Genomic DNA, 21,371 nt, shown 5'->3' on the forward strand with positions numbered 1-21,371 from the left:
TGTGCGTTTTCTCCTCCCCCCCGGGCCCGGGGGTGGTGTTTTTAACCCCTCCGTTTTTCCGCGGCCGGGGGGGGGGGCCGGCCCCCCCCCCCCCCCGGCCTCTGTCGGTTGATCTGTGAAGTTGCTGGGCGGTGCGAGGGGCTGGGTCAGCCCTTGAACTCGCCGCTCTTGACGTTCTTCCAGGCCTTGCCCTCGACCTTGTAGACGGTGAGCGTCTTGTTGGTGGTGTCGCCGAACTCGTCGAAGGAGACGGCTCCGGTGACGCCGTTGAAGCTCACCTTGGCCAGCGCGTCGACGATCTTGGCGCGGGAGTCCTCGGGAAGCTTGCCGTCGTTGTCCTGGGCGACGGCCTTGACGGCCTGGATGATGGCCCAGGCGGAGTCGTAGGAGTAGCCGCCGTAGGTCTCGTACGGGTCCGGGTAGTTCGCGGTCTTGTAGTCGGCGACGAACTTCTTGGCAGAGTCCAGGACCTCGACCGGCTCGCCCACGGAAGTGCCGAGGTCGCCCTCGGACTTCTTGTTGAGCTTGATGAAGTCGTCGCTCTTCATGCCGTCGCCGCCCATGAGCGGGATCTTGGCGCCGGAGTCCTTGAGCTGCTGGCTGAGCGGGCCGGCGGCCGGGTACTCGCCGCCGTAGTAGACGGCCTTGGCGCCGGAGCTCTTGACCTTGGAGACGGCGGCGTTGAAGTCGCGCTCCTCCGGCTCCACCTTGTCGGTGCCGACGACCTTGCCGCCGAGCTTCTTGAACTCCTGGGTGAAGGTCTTGGCGAGACCGGCGCCGTAGGTCTTCTGGTCGTCGATGACGAAGACCTTCTTGACCTTCGCCTCGTTGTAGAGGTACTGGGCGGCGAAGGGGCCCTGGACGGCGTCGGTGGTGGCGGTGCGGAAGTAGGACTTGAAGGGGCGGGCCTTCTTGCCGGTCTGCCAGTCCTTGCCCTGGGTGAGTTCCGGGGCGGTGTTGGCGGGTGAGACGTCGGCCAGCTTGGCGTTGTCGAAGATCTTCTGCATCGACTGGGCGACGCTGGAGTTCAGCGGGCCGACGACGCCGGCGACGTCCTTGTTGGCGACCAGCTTGGTGGCGTTCTGCTGGCCGGAGTTCGGCTGGCCCTGGTCGTCCAGTGCCTCGATCTTGAACTCGACTCCGGGGACCTCGTTGTTCTTGTTGGCCGTCTTGGCGGCCAGGTCGACCGAGTTCTTGATGCCCTGGCCGAGAGCGGACAGGTCGCCGGTGAGGGGCACGGATACCCCGATCACCACGGTCTTCTTGTCCCCTCCCCCGCCACCGGACTTGTCGTCGTCGCGCGAGCCGCAAGCGGTAAGGGTAAGAGCCCCTGTAGTGAGCACGCTGGTGAGTACGATCAAGGAGCGGTTACGCACGATCAGTCCCTTCCCAAGGCGCGGCCTCCTCTGCTGAGGTGCCGTCTGACGCGCCGGGAGAGAGAAACGGGAACATCCGATGAGTACCCGGCGCGCGGTGACTGGCGGTGACTCTAAGCGGGTGCGCGCGTATGGGGCAGAGGTGCAGGCCATGATGTGACGCTCTTGTTATGACGATCGTCACGCAGCGAGTTTTGTGTAGCGGAACGTAATCGACAAACTGCCGCAAAACCGGACGTACAACCCAATCTGGATAGTGGGAAACTGCAGCTCCGCTAAGGTGTCGCCGGATGTCGGAGCATGGATCGCTCCCAGCGAACAGGGATGATACGGGACTTGAGCCCCGTCGTGTATTTCGCTGAAGTCCTGTATTGCGTGTGCGTTACACAGTGTTACGGCAGTGGCCTGGAGTCGGTCGGAAAGTCGCTGAATTTGACCGCGCGGCGTTCGTCGTGCGACTGCCATGCGTCCGGAATGTCGTAAAACACCGTCACCCCTGGACTCTCCGGGCGCTCGAGCCGCCGGGCTTCCGCGCGAGCTGCCGCCGCCGCCGCACGAGCAGGCAGAGCAGGCAGAGCAGGCTCAGGAAGTCAGCTCGAGCCGCGCCGTGGGGTCCCGGCTGTGGCGATTCGCCCCGACCGTGCGTCAGGCCTTCGGGCCCATCCGCTGCCCGCTGCTCGCCTGCTGCCCACCGCTTGTTTGCCGCTGCGCTTCCGCGCATCGCCGCGCGAGGTCGTCAGCCCGGTGTGCCGTCCTGGGCGACCTCGCGGAGCAGGCAGGTCAGCCGGGCGGAGCAGATGCGCCGGTCCTGCTCGTCGCTGACGACGACCTCGTACGTGGCCATGGTGCGGCCGCGGTGGACGGGCGTGGCGACGCCGGTCACCAGACCGGAGCGGATGCCGCGATGGTGGGTGCAGTTGAGGTCGACGCCGACCGCGAACTTGCCCGGGCCGCCGTGCAGCATGGCGCCGACCGAACCGAGGGTCTCGGCGAGGACTGCGGACGCGCCGCCGTGCAGCAGCCCGTACGGCTGGGTGTTGCCCTCGACGGGGAGGGTGCCCACGACGCGCTCGGGGGAGGCCTCGAGGATCTCCAGACCCATCCGGTCACCGAGGTGGCCGGCGGAGAACAGCGCCGGGAGATCGAGGCCGAGGCCGGACCACTGGTCGAGGATCTCCTGCGGGAACGTGGTGCTGTTCTGCTCGCCCATGGTGCCCGGCTCCGATCCGTTCTCCGCGAACTGCGCTGAGTTTGTTGTGCCGTGCACCTTCCTATCAGGTGCGCGCGGTGACCCCGGTCCCGGGGGCCGTCTGCTCCAGACGTACGACCAGGGACTTGCCGGCCGGGGTGTTGCTGGTGTCGGCGGTCGCGTCCAGCGGTACGAGGACGTTCGTCTCCGGGTAGTACGCCGCGGCGCAGCCCCGGGCGGTGGGGTAGTGGACGACGCGGAAGCCGGGCGCGCGGCGCTCGGTGCCGTCCCGCCACTCGCTGACCAGGTCGGTGTACGAGCCGTCGGCGAGTCCGAGCGTGCGGGCGTCCTCGGGGTGGACGAGGACGACGCGGCGGCCGTTCCTGATGCCGCGGTAGCGGTCGTCGAGGCCGTAGATCGTGGTGTTGTACTGGTCGTGGGAGCGCAGCGTCTGGAGCAGCAGGCGCCCCTCCGGTACGTCGGGGTACTCGACGGGCGCGGCGGTGAAGTTGGCCTTGCCGGTGGCGGTGGGGAAGCGGCGGTCGTCGCGCGGGGCGTGCGGCAGCGTGAACCCCCCGGGGCGGCGGGCTCGTGTCTCGAAGTCCTCGAAGCCGGGCACGACCCGGGAGATGCGGTCCCGGATGCGGGCGTAGTCCTTTTCGAACTCCTCCCAGGGGGTACGGCTGTCCTCGCCCAGGACGCGCCGGGCCAGCCGGCACACGATGGCGGGCTCGGAGAGCAGATGGCTGCTCGCGGGCTCCAGCCGGCCGCGGGAGGCGTGCACCATTCCCATGGAGTCCTCGACGGTGACGAACTGCTCGCCGCCGTCCTGGAGGTCGCGCTCGGTGCGGCCGAGGGTGGGGAGGATGAGGGCGCGCGCTCCGGTGACCGTGTGCGAGCGGTTCAGCTTGGTGGAGACATGCACGGTCAGCCGGGCCCGTCCGACGGCCGCCTCGGTGACCTCGGTGTCGGGGGTGGCGGCGACGAAGTTGCCGCCCATGGCGAAGAAGACCTTGGCGTGGCCGTCGCGCAGCGCGCGGATGGACCGTACGACATCCAGCCCGTGCTCGCGCGGGGGAGCGAAGCCGAACTCCCTCTCCAGGGCGTCGAGGAAGGCGGGGGCGGGCCGTTCGAAGATGCCCATGGTGCGGTCGCCCTGCACATTGCTGTGGCCGCGTACGGGACAGACACCGGCGCCGGGGCGGCCGATGTTCCCGCGCAGCAGGAGGAAGTTGACGACTTCTTTGATCGTCGGCACGGAGTGCTTGTGCTGGGTGAGGCCCATCGCCCAGCAGACGACGATGCGCCGGGAGTCGAGGATCATGCGCAGCGCCCGCTCGATCGCCTCCCGGTCGAGGCCGGTGGCGCGCAGCGTCTCGTCCCAGTCGTGGGCGCGTGCGGTGGCCGCGAACTCCTCGTAGCCGTGGGTGTGCTCACGGACGAAGTCCTCGTCGACCGCTCCCGGGGTCTCCAGGATGAGCCGGCCCAGGGTGCGGAAGAGGGCCTGGTCGCCGCCGAGCCGGATCTGCAGGAAGAGATCGGTGAGCGCGGTGCCACTGCCGGCCAGACCGCGCGGGGTCTGCGGGTTCTTGAACCGTTCCATGCCGGCTTCGGGCAGCGGGTTGACGGTGATGATGCGGGCGCCGCCCTCCTTGGCCTTCTCCAGCGCGGACAGCATCCGGGGGTGGTTCGTCCCCGGGTTCTGCCCGGCGACGATGATCAGGTCGGCGCGGTAGAGGTCCTCCAGCAGCACGCTGCCCTTGCCGACGCCGATGGTCTCGGTGAGCGCGGAGCCCGAGGACTCGTGGCACATGTTGGAGCAGTCGGGGAGGTTGTTGGTGCCGAATTCGCGGGCGAAGAGCTGATAGAGGAAGGCGGCCTCGTTGCTCGTACGGCCGGAGGTGTAGAAGACGGCCTCGTCCGGGGAGTCCAGCGCGCAGAGTTCCTCGGCGACGATGTCGAAGGCCCGCTCCCACGGCACCGGTTCGTAGGTGTCGGCGCCCTCCGGTAGGTACATCGGCTGGGTGATCCGGCCCTGCTGGCCGAGCCAGTAGCCGCTGCGGGTGGCGAGGTCGCGGACGGGATGCGCGGCGAAGAAGTCGGGGGTGACGCGGCGCAGCGTGGCCTCTTCGGCGACGGCCTTCGCGCCGTTCTCGCAGAATTCCGCGGTGTGGCGCTTCTCCGGCTCGGGCCAGGCGCAGCCGGGGCAGTCGAAGCCGTCCTTCTGGTTGACCTTGAGGAGGGTGAGCGCGGTGCGGTGGACGCCCATCTGCTGCCGGGCCATGCGCAGCGAGTGGCCGACTGCGGACAGCCCGGCGGCCGCATGCTGCGGAGCCGAGACCTCCGGTGCGTCCTGGACCGGGTCTCCTGCGGGCGGCTTGGCTGCCATGTCGCTCCTCGAGCGGTGCGGATATACCCTTCCGATCCTGCCACGGCGGACCGACAGCGGTATCCCGGTGGGCATCCGCTGTCAGTGGGGCGTGGCAGGATCGGGGGCGTGGCACAGACAGCATCGAAGAAGACCGCAGCGACCTCCCCCGGCGCAGGGCAGGAGGACCGGCCCCGCCTGCTCCTGCTGGACGGGCACTCCCTGGCATACCGGGCATTCTTCGCGCTGCCCGCGGAGAACTTCAGCACCACCACGGGGCAGACGACCAATGCGATCTACGGCTTCACGTCGATGCTGGCGAACACGCTGCGCGACGAGCGGCCCACGCATCTCGCGGTCGCGTTCGACGTCTCCCGCAAGACCTGGCGCTCGGCGGAGTTCGCCGAGTACAAGGCGAACCGCTCGAAGGCTCCGGACGAGTTCAAGGGGCAGGTCGAGCTGATCGGCGAGCTGCTCGACACGATGAACGTCACCCGCTTCGCGGTGGAGGGGTACGAGGCGGACGACGTCATCGCCACGCTCGCCGGCCAGGCCGAGGACGCGGGCTTCGAGGTGCTGATCGTCACCGGTGACCGCGATGCCTTCCAGCTGGTCAGCGAGCACGTCACCGTCCTCTACCCGACCAAGGGCGTCTCGGAGCTGACCCGGTTCACGCCGGCGAAGGTCGAGGAGAAGTACGGCCTCACGCCGCAGCAGTACCCGGACTTCGCGGCGCTGCGCGGAGACCCCTCCGACAACCTCCCCGGGATCCCGGGTGTCGGTGAGAAGACCGCGGCGAAGTGGATCAACCAGTTCGGTTCCTTCAAGGAACTGGTGGAGCGGGTCGAGGAGGTCAAGGGCAAGGTCGGCGAGAAGCTCCGTGAGCATCTGGAGGCCGTCAAGCTCAACCGGCAGCTGACGGAGCTGGTGCGGGACGTGGAGCTGTCCAAGGGCCCCGAGGAGCTGGCCCGGGCTCCGTACGACCGGCAGGCGCTCGGCGTGATGCTCGATGCGCTGGAGTTCCGCCACCAGAACTTCCGGGACCGGCTGATGGCCGCGGACCCGGGCGCGGTGGTGGAGGAGGAGACGCCGGCCCCGGCTGTGGAGCTGGACGGCGAGGTGCTCGGCGCGGGTGAGCTTGCCCCGTGGCTGGAGCGGCACGGTGCGCAGCCGCTGGGCCTGGCGTCGGTCGACACCTGGGAGCAGGGCAGCGGCCGCGTCGGCGAGATCGCTCTGGCGCTGGCGTCCGGTCCGGCCGTCTGGTTCGATCCGGCCGAGCTGGACGAGGCGGACGAGCGGGCCTTCGCCGCGTGGATCGCCGACCCGGACAGCCCGAAGGTGCTGCACAACGCCAAGGGCGTGATGCGGGTCTTCGTCGAGCACGGCTGGCAGGTCGCCGGCGTCACCATGGACACCGCCCTCGCGGCTTATCTGGTCAAGCCCGGCCGCCGCTCCTTCGCGCTGGACGCGCTGTCCGTCGAATACCTGGGCCGTGAACTCGCCCCGGCCGCCGCCGACAGCGGACAGCTGGCGTTCGGCGCCGACGAGCAGGCCGAGCAGGACGCCCTGATGACCCAGGCGCGTACGGTCCTGGACCTGGGCGAGGCGTTCACGGCGAGGCTGGCGGACGTGGGCGCGGCCGACCTGCTGCGCAACGTGGAGCTGCCCACCTCCGCGATGCTCGCCCGGATGGAGCGGGCCGGGATCGCCGCGGACCGCGACTGGCTGGCCCGCATGGAGCAGCAGTTCGCGGGCGCGGTGCAGCAGGCCGTGAAGGAGGCGCACGCCGCGGTGGGCCATGAGTTCAATCTCGGCTCGCCCAAGCAGCTCCAGGAGGTGTTCTTCGGCGAGCTGGGTCTGCCCAAGACCAAGAAGACCAAGACCGGTTACACCACGGACGCCGACGCGCTCGCTTGGCTGGCCGCCCAGACCGAGCACGACCTTCCGGTGATCATGCTGCGGCACCGGGAGCAGGCCCGGCTGCGCTCCACCGTCGAGGGACTGATCAAGACGATCGCGCCCGACGGGCGTATCCACACCAGCTTCAACCAGACGGTGGCGGCGACCGGCCGGCTCTCCTCCACCGATCCGAATCTGCAGAACATCCCGGTGCGTACGGACGAGGGCCGGGCGATCCGGCGCGGCTTCGTCGTCGGTGAGGGCTTCGAGTCGCTGCTCACCGCCGACTACAGCCAGATCGAGCTGAGGGTGATGGCTCATCTCTCCGAGGACGAGGGCCTGATCGAGGCGTTCACCTCCGGCGAGGACCTGCACACCACCGTCGCCTCCCAGGTCTTCGGAGTCGCCAAGACCGAGGTCGACCCGGAGATGCGCCGCAAGATCAAGGCCATGTCGTACGGCCTGGCGTACGGCCTGTCGGCGTTCGGGCTCGCCCAGCAGCTGAACATCGCGCCGGACGAGGCACGCAAGCTGATGGACACCTTCTTCGAGCGCTTCGGCGGGGTGCGCGACTATCTGCAGCGGGTCGTCGAGGAGGCGCGGGCCACCGGCTACACGGAGACGATCCTCGGCCGCCGCCGCTACCTCCCCGACCTCAACAGCGACAACCGGCAGCGCCGCGAGATGGCCGAGCGGATGGCCCTGAACGCCCCGATCCAGGGCACCGCGGCCGACATCGTGAAGGTCGCCATGCTGCGGGTGGACGAGGCACTTCACCGGGAGAAGCTGACCTCGCGGATGCTGCTTCAGGTGCACGACGAAATCGTGCTGGAGGTCGCTCCCGGCGAGCGTGCCGCGGTGGAGGAGCTGCTCCGCCGCGAGATGGGCGGCGCGGCCCAGTTGCGGGCACCGCTCGACGTCTCGATCGGCGCCGGCGCGGACTGGGAGTCGGCCGCGCACTGAACCGCGGCCGGTTGTTGCCGGGCCGCGCGGGCTTGCGCCTGCTCGTTCCGTTCGCGGCGGGTACGCCGGAGCACGGGAGCGCGGGGGCGAGACGGCACGTGCGCGGCCGGGCCTGCCACCACGGCCAGATGCGAATGTGGTGAAACTTGGCAAGAGGCCGGTGACTGCGGATCGGAAGTTGTCGTAGTGTCACCTGAGTTGTGGCGCCGGGGGACGCCCGGCAACACACCGGACGGGGCGGATCCCTGACCGGCGTCCCCTGGTCTTCGGCAGGGAACTTGCAGGGGAGGACGCACATATGGCAGCGCAATTCGGCCGGCGACTGCGCAGGGGAGCGGCCACGACAGCCGTGGCGGCAGTCGCGATGGCGGCGCTGACCGCGTCCCAGGCGCCCGGTCTGCTGGGTTCCGACCGGCAGGCGGCGGACGGCGGCTCCACGGAGCCCTCGAACGACACCCCCATCGACGGCGGCTCGCCGTACCACACGGATCTGCCACCGCTGAACACCCCGGACAAGCCCGGCACTTCCATAGGCCTCCCGGGCGACAAGCGCCCCGCCGAGGCCGGCATACCCGCCACCGTTCTCGACGCGTACAGGAAGGCGCAGGCGGCGCTCGCGGAGACCAACCCCGGTTGCAATCTGCCCTGGGAGCTGCTCGCCGCCATCGGCAGGGTCGAGTCCGGCCAGGCGCGCGGTGGCGCCGTCGACGCGGAGGGCACCACGACCGCGCCGATCCTCGGCCCGCAGCTCAACGGCAAGGGCTTCGCACGGATCACGGACACCGACGACGGCGCGTACGACGGCGACACCACGCACGACCGCGCCGTCGGTCCGATGCAGTTCATCCCCTCCACCTGGGCGAACTGGGGATCGGACGGCAACGGCGACGGGGAGAAGAACCCCGACAACATCTATGACGCGGCGCTGGCCGCCGGCCGCTATCTGTGTGCGGGCGGCCGCGACTTGTCGGTCCAGGCGGACATCGAACGCGCGATCCTCGGCTACAACCACTCGCGGGAGTATCTGCTCACCGTCCTCTCGTGGTTCGAGTACTACAAGAAGGGCAGTCACGAGGTGCCCGACGGTACGGGCGTGCTGCCCGTCAGTACCGGCCCGGGCGGCGACGGCGATGCGCAGAAGAACAAGGGCAAGGGCAAGGACAGCGGCAAGGGCTCCGCGAGCACCCCGCCCTCACGAAGCGGCCCGGACGGCAGCCCTTCCCCCAAGCCCCCCAAGGGCAACAACGGCGGAGCCGGTACGACCTCGACCGAGCCGAAGGACCCGGCCGAGCCGTCGGACCCGGCCGACCCCGACGAGACCGCCCCGGCCGACCGGGTCACCGGCCTCGACCACACCGGCGCAAATGAGCTGACGGCCACGGCGGGCACCGAGTTCACCGAGCCGATCCGGGTACGGGCGAAGAACGCGGCGGGCAAACCGGTCGCGGATGTGCGCATCGCGTACGAGATCCGCGGTGGCACGGAGGCACGCTTCCCCGGCAAGGCGACCCGCGTCACTGTCCTCACCGGCAGCGACGGCACCGCCCGGGCCCCGAGGCTGCTCGCGGGTGAGAAAGCCGGCGAATTCACCGTCCGGGCCACGGTCGTGGGCCGCAGCCTTCCCGGTGCCGACTTCACCGCCACCGTCAAGTCCCGCCCCACGCCGGACCCGCAGGCCGACAGGCTGGCCCGGATCGGCGACGAGCCGCTGAAGGCCGGGACCGACGGCGAATTCGCCGACCCGGTGGAAGTCAAGGCCACCTACCAGGACAAGCCCGCGGCGGGCGTGGCGATGACCGCGTCCATGATCACCGCCGATCCGGAGAAGCCGGTCGAGAACGACAAGGGCCCCTACTTCAGGGACGAGGACGGCAAAACGGTCCGCACCCTCGAGGCCCTCGAAACCGACCAGGACGGCACGCTGAAGCTGCCGAAGATTTTCACCGACACTCACACCGGCACGTTCCTGCTGCGCCTGACCACCGCCGACGGCACGACGCTGACCATCGAGCTGACCGTTACGGAGCAGGCGCCGCCCGCCCCGTAACCGCACATCCCGCCCCGTAAACAGCACAGCCCCGCCCGGACGCCGCTCCTCCGCGCTCTGCCGCGCGCGGGAGCGGTCGGACGTGTTCTCATCTCGGCCTCCTGTTGCTACGGTGCCCCAGCCCTGACGACCCATCAGGAAGCTGCCACCACACACCGGGAGGCGGGCCATGCGCGCTCTCGCAGCCGCCGCGATCGGACTCGTCGCCGCCCTCGCCCTCGTCCTGGCCGTGACGGCACTCGGCGCACCGAGCGGCAAGACCTCCCCCAAGCCGCTGCTCACCACCGTCCCGAAGCATCCGTAGAGGGAGGGCCGCTCGCCATGCGCCGTACTGTGCCTGCCCGGGGGACACCCCCCGGAGGCCCCCCGTCCGGAGCCCGGGCCGGGCGCCCCGGTCAACGCCGGCCCCGGGGTGGCATGCACGGGACGGCGAGCCTGGTGCTGCTCGCCTTCGCCGTCTTCTTCGTCGCGCTGTCGCCGCTCCTGCGCTGGTACGCCTTCCCCCGGCTCGCGAAGGTCCCGCCGGGTCAGTACCAGGAGATGGTGCTCGAGGCCGAGGACGCCACCCTCCTCGACTACGGCACCATGAAGCCCGAGAAGGTCTCCAAGGTCACCATCGTGCAGACGCTCAAGGGGAACGTCGAGGAGTCGGCGAAGATCGAACGGACCGCCGGACGGGACGTCGTGGTCTGGGACGGTCTCTCCCACGTCGTCGGCCCCGACGGCAAGATGGTCTCCAGCATCCCCGAGCGCTATATCTTCGACGCCCACACCCAGGCACCCGTGCACGCCGACGGCGAGCATGTCGACGGTGACCCGGTGCGGCGCGAGGGCATCGAGTTCAAGTGGCCGTTCCTCACGGAGAAGCGGGACTACACCTATTTCGACGCCCAGGCGCGGACCTCCGCCCCCATCCGCTACGAGGGCACACAGACCTTCCGCGGCCTGGAGGTCTACTACTTCGAGCAGACGATCCCCTGGACCAAGGTCCCGATGCCGAAGAAGCTGCCGGTCGCGGGCATCACACCGGAGTCGGTCGGAAAAACGGGCACGACGCGCTGGTACACCACCCGGCGCATGTTCTGGGTCGACCCCACGACCGGCGCCCCCGTCAACGGCCAGGAGATCCACAAGGAGGAGCTGCGCGGCGGCACCCTCCTCGGCGACCGGGACACGGTGACCGCGTTCGCGGGCCGTGTGAAGATGCGCGACGACTACATCGACTCCACGGTCGGCCTGGTCAAGTCCCAGCGGCAGCTGATCCTCCTGATGACCGGCTATCTCCCCTGGGGCTTCGTCGTCCTGGGAGCCGGACTGATCGCTCTCTCCCTCGTCCTGGAAGCCCGGGGCCGCCGCCCGGGCCCCGGCGCTCCCGTCGACGGCGGGGCCGACCCGCACCCCGCACCTGCCGACGTCTGAGGAGCCCGGGTCTCAACTCCGGTTCAGGCGCGCCTTCGTGTGCCGCGTCGGCTCGGCATGGGCCGGGTCCTCGGGCCACGGATGCTTGGGATAACGGCCGCGGAGCTCGGCCCGTACGGAGCGGTAGCCCTCACGCCAGAAGGAAGCCAGGTCGGTGGTGACCGCGGCGGGCCGGCCGGCGGGGGAGAGCAGATGCACGAGCAGCGGCACTCGCCCGCCCGCGATCCGCGGGGTCTGCTCCAGCCCGAACAGCTCCTGGACCTTGACGGCGAGCACAGGCTGCCCGCCCCCGTAGTCGATCCGGATATGTGAACCGCTCGGCACCGCCATCCGCTCCGGCGCCAGCTCGTCGAACCGCGCCGCATCACCCGTCGCCCAGGGCAGCAGCCGGGCCAGAGCCCTGCCCGTGGCGACCCGCTCCAGATCCCCGCGCTTCCGCGCGCGGTCCAGTTCCGGCCCCAGCCACTCGTCCGGGCGGGACAGCAGCGCCGCGTCCGACACATCGGGCCACGCCCCGCCCAGCTCCCGGTGCAGAAAGGCCATCCGCTGCCGTAGCTCGGAGGCCTCGCGCGACCAGCGCAGCAGCCCGAGCCCTTCCCGCCGCAGCCCCTCCAGCAGCGCCGCGCGCACCCGTGCCGGGTCGGGAGCGGCCGGCGGACGTACGAGCAGCTCGATCGCGCCGAGCCGTTCGACGTGCCGGGCGACCACATCGCGACGCTCGCCGGCCCAGCTCACCTCCTCACCGGAGGTGAGGAGGGGACCGGCCGCGAGCCGGGCGGCGTCCTCATCGATCACCGCCGCCAGCCTGACCCGGGCCGAGGCGGCGGTCACCGGCCGGTCCGCGACGGCCACAGCGATCCACTCCGCCGACCCGAGCCTCGATCCGTCTCCTACCTGGGCTCCTGTCCCGGAGGCCATGAGATACGTGCCCGAACCCCTGTTGCGCGCCACGCGTTCGGGAAAGGCCAGCGCTGCGACGAGCCCAGCGGCAGCGTCATCGGCCGGGCCGTCTTCTCCACGCGCGCGCGGATCGCCGCTCGTCCCATGCGCGCGTGCCGGGCCGCCTTCTCCTCCGCCTTCCCTGCCGCCTCCCCCTTCTCCGCCTTCTTCACGCGCGCCGCGCGCGTGTGAAGCCTCGGCCGAACGCAGCGCGCTCTCCAGACGCCGGGCCTCCGTCCGCCAGCGTCCGGCATACGCGTCCCCGCCCCGGCGGGCCGTACGCCAAGCCGCCGCCAGGTCGTCGCCGTACGCGCGCGGTGGCTCCTCCGACAGCAGCGCCACCACCTCGGCGGCACGGCGCGCACCGACCTCTTCCGACCCGTCCAGCAGCGCCCGCGCAAGCCGGGGATGCACGCCGAGGCGGGCCATCCCGGCGCCGCGTCGGGTGGCGCGGCCGTCGGCGTCCAGCGCGCCGATGGCCCGCAGCACCTCGCCCGCGGCGGCCATCGCCCCGCTCGGCGGCGGGTCCAGGAGCGCCAGCCCCGACGCGTCCGGGTCACCCCAGCACGCGGTCTGAAGGGCGAACGCCGTCAGGTCCGCGACCTTGATCTCCGGCGACGGCCACCGCGGAAGCCGCGCGTCCTCCTCCTCCGCCCAGCAGCGGTAGACCGCGCCCGGGGCCTCACGCCCGGCCCGGCCCGCACGTTGCCGCGCCGCCGCCTGAGAGGCCCGTACGGTCGTCAGCGCGCTCAGCCCGCGCGCGTGATCCGTACGCGGCTCGCGCGCGAGTCCCGCGTCCACGACGACCCGTACGCCTGGCACGGTCAGGCTCGATTCGGCGACCGACGTGGCCAGTACGACCCGCCGGCCTCCCGTGCCGCCCGCGAGCACCGCGTCCTGCACGGCCGCCGGCGCCCGCCCGTGCACCTGAAGCACCTCCGCGCCCGCCCCGCCCAGCTGCCCCGCGACCCGCGCGATCTCCCCGACCCCGGGCAGGAAACACAGCACATCCCCGTCCCGCTCGCGCAGCGCCCTGTGCACGACCGCCGCGACATGCTCCAGCAGTGCCGGGTCCACCCGCATGCCGTGCGGCGGCTGCACGGGCCGAGCCGGCGGTGCCCACACCACCTCAACAGGATGGGAGACCCCCTCCGCCTCAACGATCGGCGCGTCGGAGCCGCCCTGCCCGGCCCCGCCATCGCCGCCGAGCAGCCGCGCCCAGCCCTCCGCGTCCGTCGTCGCCGACGCAGCGACGAGCCGCAGCTCAGGCCTGAGCGCAGCCCGTACGTCCAGCAGGAACGCCGCGGCCGTATCGGCGTCGAGATGCCGCTCGTGGCATTCGTCGATCACGACGACATCGATCCCGGCCAGCTCCTGATCGCGCTGCAACCGCTGGAGCAACACCCCGGTCGTCACCACCTCGACGACCGTCCCGGGCCCCACGCGCCGCTCGCCGCGCACCGTGAACCCGATCCGCCCACCCGTCGCCCGGCCACCACCCCTGCCGGAACCGTCGCGCGCCGGCCCTTCGCCGACCTCCTCGCCCAGCAGCCACGCCATGCGCCGGGCTGCGGCCCGTGCCGCGATACGGCGCGGCTCGGCGACGAGGACACGCCGTACGGGCCCGCCGTTCAGCAGACCTGCCAGGGCCAGCGGCACGAGGGTCGTCTTGCCGGTGCCGGGCGGCGCGCACAGCACGGCGGCGCCGCGCGCGTCCAGCGCGTGCTCCAACGCGGGCAGCGCGGTCCGTACGGGCAGCTGGTCGAGCGCGTCGGTCCTGATCACCCGCCCAGTCTCGCAGCGCGGCGCCAACCGCGGCCCCCGGCACCGGGCGCGGGCCGACCGGTGCCGACACGACCGGCGCGGGCGAGCGCCAGGGTCCGTACGACCGGCGCGGGAAAGCGCCAGGGTCCGTACGACCGGCCTGGGCGAACGCCTCCGTACGACCGGCCTGGGCAAGCGCCGGGCCCGCTCGCCCGGAACGATCGCCAGGTTCGTGGCCCGTCGGCGGGGAGCCGGCCGGCCACCACCCACGGGCGCCGGCGTGGGTCAGTCCCGGACGCAGACGAAGATCGCCGTACCCGGGATGAGGTTCCCCCGCAGCGGAGACCAGCCGCCCCACTCCTGGACGTTCCAGGCAGGCCATTCCGGTTCCACCAGGTCGATCAGCCGAAAACCGGCCGCGGCCACGTCCCGTACCCGGTCACCGACCGTCCGGTGGTGCTCCACGTACACGGCACGCCCGGACTCGTCCTGTTCCACATACGGCGTGCGGTCGAAGTACGAGGCGGCGACCGACAGGCCCTCCGGTCCCGGTTCGTCGAGGAAGGCCCAGCGGATCGGGTGGGTCACCGAGAAGACCCAGCGGCCGCCGGGCCGCAGCACCCGCGCGACCTCGCGCATCGCCCGCACCGGATCGGCCACGAACGGAATCGCGCCGTACGCCGAACACGCCAGGTCGAAGGATCCGTCGAGGAAAGGCAGCGCCCCCGCGTCCGCCTGGACCAGCGGCACACCGCCGCCGATGCGCAGCGCGTGCTGCAACTGCCGGTGCGAGAGATCGAGCGCCACCGGCCGCGCACCCTGGGCGGCGAGCCAGCGTGAGCACTGCGCCGCGCCCGACCCGATCTCCAGTACGTCCCGGCCCTTCAACTCGTCCGCCGGACCGAGCAGCCCCGCTTCTTCCTCGTCGAGGCCCTCGGGGCTCCATACGAAGCGGTCGTCCCCCAGGAAGCCGCCGTGTTCGAGCTGGTAGTCGTCCGCGTTGCGATCCCACCAGCCCCGGCTCGCCCGGCTGCTCTCCGCGTCTCCGGCGTCGCGCCGAGTCGCTTCGGCTTCATCCCCTTGGCTCATGGCGCCCGTCGTCGTAGTCTTCGTTCGAACCTTGCAGCTGCAGTGTGCAGTGCGGCCGCTGTGGCCTCACAGAACATAAGTTGTGCCGGGTATGGGGGATTCCGCCCCGCGTGTGCGCCTTCGCGCATTGACCGTGTCCGGCTGCCCCCGTATGCTACAAGTTGCGCTGCGAGCCTGCGCGCCTCAGACCGAGCAGGCCGCGCTTGCATCTGTTGTATGTCCCCTCGGTTGTCGAGGCGCTTGTCCGTTTTCTGCGGAAGGTTCGCCTCCTAGGCTGTCGGCTTCGGCGGTGCGATACGGGCTCCCGGCGTAGCAGTACCTACGACTCACTGTCCGTACCGGAGCCCTTCCTACATGACGAGCAGCACCGAGACCACCGCCACCACCCCGCAGGTAGCGGTCAACGACATCGGTAACGAGGAAGCATTCCTCGCCGCGATCGACGAGACGATCAAGTACTTCAACGACGGCGACATCGTCGACGGCGTCATCGTGAAGGTCGACCGGGACGAGGTCCTGCTCGACATCGGTTACAAGACCGAAGGCGTCATCCCTTCCCGAGAGCTCTCGATCAAGCACGACGTCGACCCCAATGAGGTCGTGGCAGTCGGCGACGAGATCGAGGCCCTGGTTCTCCAGAAGGAGGACAAGGAAGGCCGCCTCATCCTGTCCAAGAAGCGCGCTCAGTACGAGCGGGCCTGGGGCACGATCGAGAAGATCAAGGAAGAAGACGGGATCGTCACCGGTACCGTCATCGAGGTCGTCAAGGGTGGTCTCATCCTCGACATCGGCCTCCGCGGCTTCCTCCCCGCCTCCCTGGTCGAGATGCGCCGCGTCCGCGACCTCCAGCCCTACGTGGGCAAGGAGCTCGAGGCCAAGATCATCGAGCTGGACAAGAACCGCAACAACGTGGTCCTGTCCCGCCGTGCCTGGCTGGAGCAGACCCAGAGCGAGGTCCGCCAGACCTTCCTCACCACCCTCCAGAAGGGCCAGGTGCGCTCCGGCGTCGTCTCCTCGATCGTCAACTTCGGTGCCTTCGTGGACCTGGGTGGCGTCGACGGTCTCGTGCACGTGTCCGAGCTGTCCTGGAAGCACATCGACCACCCCTCCGAGGTCGTCGAGGTCGGCCAGGAGGTCACGGTCGAGGTCCTGGACGTCGACATGGACCGCGAGCGCGTCTCCCTGTCGCTCAAGGCGACCCAGGAAGACCCGTGGCAGCAGTTCGCCCGGACCCACCAGATCGGTCAGGTCGTCCCGGGTAAGGTCACCAAGCTCGTTCCGTTCGGTGCGTTCGTCCGCGTCGACGAGGGCATCGAGGGTCTGGTCCACATCTCCGAGCTGGCCGAGCGCCACGTGGAGATCCCGGAGCAGGTCGTCCAGGTCAACGACGAGATCTTCGTCAAGGTCATCGACATCGACCTCGAGCGCCGCCGCATCAGCCTCTCGCTGAAGCAGGCCAACGAGGCCTTCGGTGCCGAGCCGGCGTCGGTCGAGTTCGACCCGACCCTGTACGGCATGGCTGCGTCGTACGACGACCAGGGCAACTACATCTACCCCGAGGGCTTCGACCCGGAGACCAACGACTGGCTCGAGGGCTTCGAGAAGCAGCGCGAGGAGTGGGAGCGCCAGTACGCCGAGGCGCAGGTCCGCTTCGAGCAGCACCAGGCGCAGGTCATCAAGTCCCGCGAGGCCGACGAGCAGGCTGCGGCCGAGGGTGCTGCCGCTCCGGCCGCCGGCCCCGGTGCCGGCAGCGGCGGCGGTGGCAACGCCGGCGGTGGCGGCGGCGGTTCGTACTCTTCGGAGTCCGCGGACAACTCCGGCGCCCTGGCGTCGGACGAGGCGCTTGCCGCGCTGCGCGAGAAGCTGGCGGGCGGCCAGAGCTGAGGCTCTGTACCCGGTAGTTGATAGCTGAACGTAAGGCCCGCTCCCTTCGGGGGGCGGGCCTTACGCGTGGGTGCGTGCATGCTGCGTACGCCTGCCCGTGCTCGTTCGCCTGCGGGTGCGGGTGCGGGTGCGGGTGCGGGTGCGGGTGCGGGTGCGGGTGCGGGGCGCGCTGGCTCCGCGCGTGAGCCCGGCTGCGTACGCGAGGTGTATTGCGTGGGCACGTCAAGATTCTGGTCCGTACCCAGCCGGGGCCGTCTTGGAGTCGACGCTGCCGCGCGTTCCGCAGGCTCCGGGGTCATGAGCGGGCGAAGACGGGGAATGCCTATACCCCGTTGTGTGTTGGCGGAGAGGAACACGAGGAGGCGCGGTTACGGTGCTTGATCCGCAGGATCTGTACGAATGGGACCCCAAGGGGCTGGCGGTGGCCGATACGGCGATCGCCCAGGACACGGCGGGGCTCGTCCTGCTCTACCACTTCGACGGATACATCGACGCCGGTGACGCCGGCGACCAGATCGTGGAGCGGCTGCTCGACGGACTGCCGCACCAGACCGTCGCCCGCTTCGACGCGGACCGGCTCATCGACTACCGCGCGCGGCGGCCCCTGCTGACCTTCAAGAGTGACCGCTGGACCTCGTACGATGCCCCGCGGCTCGAAGTGCATCTGGTACAGGACGCCACGGGCGCCCCGTTCCTGCTGCTCGCCGGGCCCGAGCCGGACGTGGAGTGGGAGCGGTTCGCCGCCGCTGTCCGGCAGATCGTGGAGCGTCTCTCCGTACGGCTGTCCGTGAGCTTCCACGGCATCCCGATGGGCGTCCCGCACACCCGCCCCGTCGGGATCACCCCGCACGGCAACCGGCTCGACCTCATGCCCGGTCACCAGAGCCTCTTCGAGGAGGCGCAGGTGCCCGGCAGCGCCGAGTCCCTGGTCGAGTTCCGGCTCGCGGAGACGGGGCACGACGTGCTCGGCGTCGCGGCGCACGTACCGCACTACATCGCCCGCTCCTCGTACCCGGACGCCGCGCTCACCGCTCTGGAGGCGATCACGGCGGCGACGGGCCTGGTGCTGCCCGCCGTGGCGCATGCCCTGCGTACGGAGGCGCACCGTACCCAGACCGAGATCGACCGGCAGATCGGGGAGGGCGACGAGGAGCTCGTTGCGCTCGTACGGGGCCTGGAGAATCAGTACGACGCGGCTGCCGGGTCCACGTCCCGGGGCAACCTCGTCGCGGAGGCGGCGCAGCTGCCCTCGGCGGACGAACTGGGCCGGGAGTTCGAGCGCTTCCTCGCCGAGCGTGAGGGCGACGGCAGCTGACCGGCCGGGCAGGGCTAGTCTCGCGTCATGCTGAAGGTGGGCCTGACGGGCGGAATCGGAGCCGGGAAGAGCGAGGTGTCGCGGCTGCTCGCGTCGTACGGCGCGGTGGTCGTGGACGCGGACAGGATCGCGCGGGAGGTCGTGGAACCGGGAACTCCGGGGCTCGCGGCGGTCGTCGATGAGTTCGGGCCGGAGATCCTGGCTGATGACGGCACTCTGGACCGCCCCAAGCTGGGCGGCATCGTCTTCAACGACCCGGAGCGGCTGCACGCGTTGAACGCCATCGTCCACCCGCTGGTGGGTGCCCGGTCGGCCGAGCTGGAGGCGTCGGCGGGCGAGGACGCGATCGTGGTGCACGATGTGCCGCTGCTGACGGAGAACGGTCTGGCGCCGCTGTACGACCTGGTGGTGGTCGTGGACGCCGGCGCTGAGACGCAGATCGACCGGTTGGTGCGGCTGAGGGGGATGGCGGAGGCCGAGGCGCGGTCGCGTATGGCGGCGCAGGCGACGCGGGAGCAGAGGCTGGCGGTCGCGGACCTGGTGATCGAGAACGATGGTCCGCTGGAGGGTTTGGAGCCGCAGGTCAGGAAGGTGTGGGAGGCGCTGCGCGAGCGGGCGGCCTCAGCGCGGGGGTGACCGGGATGGATGGTCGGACATGGTCTGGGCCCGGGTGCTTGATGTGCCTGCCTGAGCGCCATGAGGCTGATGCGGGTGTGGGATATAAGTGGCTTCCGTGTGCGGGCTGACGCGGCGCGCGCCGTGGGGATGGTGCAGCTCGCGCGTCGACGGTGGCTCGCCCGGTTTGGGGCGGGCCCGTCACGTCGGGGACACAGTGCGGAAGTCAGGAAGCCGGAGCGGTGGCGTCGAGGGAGCGCGTCCCGGTCAGAGCAGGCACTTCGGCTTGTAGCCGGGATCGGCCGGGCCTTGCCGGCCCAGAGCGTGGATCACCCACTGGGCGACCACGGGGTCGTTGGGAGTCTGGTCGTGCTCGAACACGTCCAGTGGGCACTGGTCCTGCAAGGTGACGTTGGTGACCTGCTGTTCCGGCCCTTCGAGGAACGCGCTGGTGTACGGCGTGACGACTTCGTCGTTCCTGGTCGTGATCACGGTGTAGTCCGGACCCGGCAGGGTGTCCCCGCCCGCATTGAGGTCGGTGAGGAACGGTGAGCCCGTCTGCTGGTCGGCGCAGGCGGGGCAGAGCGTGGCGCCCGTCACGAAGGCCCCGGGGTTGTCGGTGCCGTGGTTGGACGGGACGATGCCGACCAGGTCGTCGACCTTGCCCGCGGCGTTCAGGTACTTGATGTTGTAGCGCGGCAGCATGCCGCCCTGGCTGTGACCGACGATGTCCACCTTCTGCGCGCCGGTGGCACTCAGCACCTTGTCCAGGAAGGGCGCGAGCTCGCGGGCGGAGTCCGCTACGGGCGCGGTCGCGTTGTCCCCGTAGTTGAGCGCGAAGACGCAGTACCCGGCGTCGGCGAGCTTCGGCGCCAGCGTGCTCCAGTTCTTCGCCATGTTCTCGAACGTCCCGTTGACGAGAACGACGGGATCGGGGTGCTCCGCGGTCGGCTTGCATGACCAGTTGTTCGCGCCGGGCGGGGGGACGTCCAGGGGATCGCCGACCGCGGGCGCGGCGACGGCGGTCAGTGCGGTGGCTGCCGCGGCGAGGACCAGGGCGAGATAGCGGCGACGCATGGCACTCCTTTTCCGGGCACCGCGGAACAGACGGCACCGGCGTCGTCCCGGTTGTGTGCCTGGCGGCGTGCGCGCTCGGGTGGCCCACCGTCTCGTACGAGCTGCGGGGCGGGCGGCCGGTCCGGCGCTGGCCGGGCAAGCTCAGGGACCGACGACGTGTTGAACAGTGAACGGAATGTTGTCTTCCATTTCCCTGGGCGTCAAGAAGTCGAGCAGTGGGATCTGCGCCACATGGGAGAGGGTTGACGGGGGTTCGGGAGGGGTTGTGCCCGGCTTCGAGGGGCATCGTCACTGGTCAGGGTGGATATGGTGCCGGTGGCGGGTGACGAACGATGGGACGGAGCTGATCATTTTCGGCCATCGGATCGCGGTGGTCTGTGCGTCGCTCGGTTGCCGTTGCCGTTGCCGTTGCCGCTGCTACCTGCGTCGCCGCCCTGCGTCCAGGCGGCGCGTGCGTACCGACGCGGGTAGCGGCCCAGCCCTTCCTACGGGTCTCGGGCGTGCCCGCATCGGACGCGTCGGCCCTCGGTGATCTCACCTCTCGCGGCCGCCATGTGCGCGGTGGCGATCCGAGGGGAATGCTGTCCCGGACGCTGTTGTTGTGCCGACCGCAGCGACGAGACCCGCCATGATGCAGCTGGGTGAGGAGAGGAACCGTGCCCGAGCGGACCCCCGAGACACACGTCATCGACTACCGCGCCGCCGAGCACCTGCTGGCCGCGCGCGACCCGCAGGGTGCGGTGAAGCTTCTGGACCCGGTGATCACGGCTCACCCCGAGAACACCGCGGCCCGGCTCCTGCGCGCCCGCGCGTTCTTCCACTCCGCCCAACTGCGCTCCGCCGAGCTGGAATTCCAGCTGGTGCTGGAGCGGGAGCCGGACAACGCGTTCGCCCACTTCGCCCTGGCGCGTACGCTCCAGCGGGCCAACCGTCCGAGTGAGGCCACCCGCCACTTCCGCCTGGCCGCGGCCCTGGATCCGCGCCCGGACTTCGTGGAGGCGGCCCGCTTCGGTGAGAACCCCGACTGACGCACCGCTGACCTCGTCCTTCCCTGGCCGGCCAGGCTCGCGACTCGATCAGATCATTCCGTCGGCTCAGCGTCGGCTCAGCGTCGGCCGAGGGGCCGGTAAGGCGGAACGTCCCGGCCCGGCTGCCAGTGGGGTCCCTGGTGCATGCGGTGCACGACCACGATCAGATCCACGGCGGCGATCGCCGCGACCACCCCGCATGCGATGGCCCAGCCGAGATGGCCGATCTCGGCGAAGATCACTGTCCCTGCGAGAGCCCAGACCAGCCCCCACGCTGCCAGCCCGAACCGCATGCGCAGCGCACTCCGTGCTTCCGAGGGCTCACTGCCGGTACGCATCTCCCTGCATCTCCACTCCCAGCATCCACCCGAACCGCCCCGAACGGCCAGGGCGAGCCCC

15 protein-coding genes are annotated in these 21,371 nt (G+C 70.5%); 8 read left to right on the forward strand and 7 right to left on the reverse strand.

Going from position 1 to position 21,371, the window contains the following annotated elements; translation table 11 throughout:
* Nucleotides 1–146 precede the first annotated feature (146 nt).
* From ABZW18_RS10550 to ABZW18_RS10560, 3 genes are all read right to left on the reverse strand, one after another.
* Nucleotides 147–1,376: a branched-chain amino acid ABC transporter substrate-binding protein gene (locus ABZW18_RS10550; protein ID WP_356184959.1), complete on the reverse strand. Its 1,230-nt coding sequence runs from the start codon at nucleotides 1,374–1,376 to the stop codon at nucleotides 147–149.
* A gap of 736 nt (nucleotides 1,377–2,112) precedes the next feature.
* The gene (locus ABZW18_RS10555; protein WP_356185168.1) at nucleotides 2,113–2,586 is read right to left on the reverse strand and encodes a PaaI family thioesterase; all 474 of its coding nucleotides are present in this window, start codon (nucleotides 2,584–2,586) and stop codon (nucleotides 2,113–2,115) included.
* Nucleotides 2,587–2,650: 64 nt separating this feature from the next.
* Nucleotides 2,651–4,954: an FdhF/YdeP family oxidoreductase gene (locus tag ABZW18_RS10560; protein ID WP_356184961.1), complete on the reverse strand. Its 2,304-nt coding sequence runs from the start codon at nucleotides 4,952–4,954 to the stop codon at nucleotides 2,651–2,653.
* A gap of 108 nt (nucleotides 4,955–5,062) precedes the next feature.
* On the opposite strand from ABZW18_RS10560, the gene polA reads away from it, so the two are divergent.
* The 4 genes from polA (at nucleotide 5,063) to ABZW18_RS10580 (ending at nucleotide 11,261) form a co-directional block, all read left to right on the forward strand.
* Complete coding sequence (polA, locus tag ABZW18_RS10565; protein ID WP_356184964.1) at nucleotides 5,063–7,795, forward strand: DNA polymerase I; 2,733 nt, start codon at nucleotides 5,063–5,065, stop codon at nucleotides 7,793–7,795.
* A gap of 298 nt (nucleotides 7,796–8,093) precedes the next feature.
* Complete coding sequence (locus ABZW18_RS10570; RefSeq protein WP_356184967.1) at nucleotides 8,094–9,842, forward strand: lytic transglycosylase; 1,749 nt, start codon at nucleotides 8,094–8,096, stop codon at nucleotides 9,840–9,842.
* A 169-nt stretch (nucleotides 9,843–10,011) separates the two neighbouring features.
* On the forward strand, nucleotides 10,012–10,146 hold the full coding sequence (locus ABZW18_RS10575) for an SPW_0924 family protein (RefSeq protein WP_356184970.1): 135 nt from the start codon (nucleotides 10,012–10,014) through the stop codon (nucleotides 10,144–10,146).
* Nucleotides 10,147–10,259: 113 nt separating this feature from the next.
* A complete protein-coding gene (locus ABZW18_RS10580) occupies nucleotides 10,260–11,261 on the forward strand; it encodes a DUF3068 domain-containing protein (protein WP_356184971.1) in 1,002 nt (333 codons plus the stop codon).
* Between the two features lie 12 nt (nucleotides 11,262–11,273).
* Here ABZW18_RS10580 and ABZW18_RS10585 read toward each other — a convergent pair whose 3' ends face one another.
* A complete protein-coding gene (locus ABZW18_RS10585) occupies nucleotides 11,274–13,985 on the reverse strand; it encodes an ATP-dependent helicase C-terminal domain-containing protein (protein WP_356184974.1) in 2,712 nt (903 codons plus the stop codon).
* A gap of 264 nt (nucleotides 13,986–14,249) precedes the next feature.
* Nucleotides 14,250–15,053, reverse strand: coding sequence for a class I SAM-dependent methyltransferase (locus ABZW18_RS10590; RefSeq protein ID WP_356184977.1), 804 nt, complete (start codon nucleotides 15,051–15,053; stop codon nucleotides 14,250–14,252).
* 354 nt (nucleotides 15,054–15,407) lie between these two features.
* Here ABZW18_RS10590 and rpsA point away from each other — a divergent pair, with 354 nt between their 5' ends.
* The 3 genes from rpsA (at nucleotide 15,408) to coaE (ending at nucleotide 18,888) form a co-directional block, all read left to right on the forward strand.
* The gene (rpsA, locus tag ABZW18_RS10595; RefSeq protein ID WP_356184979.1) at nucleotides 15,408–16,937 is read left to right on the forward strand and encodes a 30S ribosomal protein S1; all 1,530 of its coding nucleotides are present in this window, start codon (nucleotides 15,408–15,410) and stop codon (nucleotides 16,935–16,937) included.
* A gap of 373 nt (nucleotides 16,938–17,310) precedes the next feature.
* Nucleotides 17,311–18,252: a PAC2 family protein gene (locus ABZW18_RS10600; protein WP_356184981.1), complete on the forward strand. Its 942-nt coding sequence runs from the start codon at nucleotides 17,311–17,313 to the stop codon at nucleotides 18,250–18,252.
* 27 nt (nucleotides 18,253–18,279) lie between these two features.
* Nucleotides 18,280–18,888: a dephospho-CoA kinase gene (coaE, locus tag ABZW18_RS10605; RefSeq protein ID WP_356184982.1), complete on the forward strand. Its 609-nt coding sequence runs from the start codon at nucleotides 18,280–18,282 to the stop codon at nucleotides 18,886–18,888.
* Nucleotides 18,889–19,134: 246 nt separating this feature from the next.
* Here the strand turns inward: coaE and ABZW18_RS10610 are convergent, their stop codons facing one another.
* Nucleotides 19,135–19,944: an alpha/beta fold hydrolase gene (locus tag ABZW18_RS10610; protein ID WP_356184984.1), complete on the reverse strand. Its 810-nt coding sequence runs from the start codon at nucleotides 19,942–19,944 to the stop codon at nucleotides 19,135–19,137.
* A gap of 656 nt (nucleotides 19,945–20,600) precedes the next feature.
* On the opposite strand from ABZW18_RS10610, the gene ABZW18_RS10615 reads away from it, so the two are divergent.
* Nucleotides 20,601–20,972: a tetratricopeptide repeat protein gene (locus tag ABZW18_RS10615; protein ID WP_356184986.1), complete on the forward strand. Its 372-nt coding sequence runs from the start codon at nucleotides 20,601–20,603 to the stop codon at nucleotides 20,970–20,972.
* 77 nt (nucleotides 20,973–21,049) lie between these two features.
* Here the strand turns inward: ABZW18_RS10615 and ABZW18_RS10620 are convergent, their stop codons facing one another.
* A complete protein-coding gene (locus ABZW18_RS10620) occupies nucleotides 21,050–21,310 on the reverse strand; it encodes a DUF6343 family protein (protein WP_356184989.1) in 261 nt (86 codons plus the stop codon).
* Between the last annotated feature and the right edge of the window lie 61 nt (nucleotides 21,311–21,371).

It is taken from the genome of Streptomyces sp. NPDC004647 (assembly GCF_040609575.1).
Classification (GTDB): domain Bacteria; phylum Actinomycetota; class Actinomycetes; order Streptomycetales; family Streptomycetaceae; genus Streptomyces.